General features: G+C 48.0%; 1 protein-coding gene. It reads right to left on the bottom strand.

Features of this window, described 5'->3' with window-relative positions; genetic code table 11:
• The coding region (locus EHS15_RS15875; RefSeq protein WP_425460652.1) for a hypothetical protein at positions 1-305 on the bottom strand (305 nt) is incomplete at its 3' end.
• Positions 306-329: the final 24 nt, after the last annotated feature.

The raw sequence follows: 329 nt of genomic DNA, 5'->3' as shown, positions 1-329 counted from the left end.
GTTAAATTGACACCAGCGTATTGTGTTGATGTGGACAGTCCGTCCCCATTCACTGTGGATGTAATTCCTAACTTACTATTCGGATCCGTATAGCCGATTGAGCCAGAAAGTCCTCCTCCATTGATATCATAGTTTGCTCCAAAGTTCCAACCCTGTCTCGGTCCTTTGTCGGTAGGGTTGAAGTTCGCTCCGAACGTCGTTGCTCCATTTGTCGTGCTTGAGCCTGTTAGCTGTAAACCGGGATATCCTGTTTGCATTGAACCGGATATCGTCGTATCACCTCTCTGTGAAAAGCTTATGCTCACATTCGCCTTCGCTCCCCCTACACC

The sequence above is a fragment of the Leptospira idonii genome (genome assembly GCF_004770995.1).
GTDB classification, from domain to species: Bacteria; Spirochaetota; Leptospiria; order Leptospirales; family Leptospiraceae; genus Leptospira_A; species Leptospira_A idonii.
This window is presented reverse-complemented; position numbering and strand designations above follow the sequence as displayed.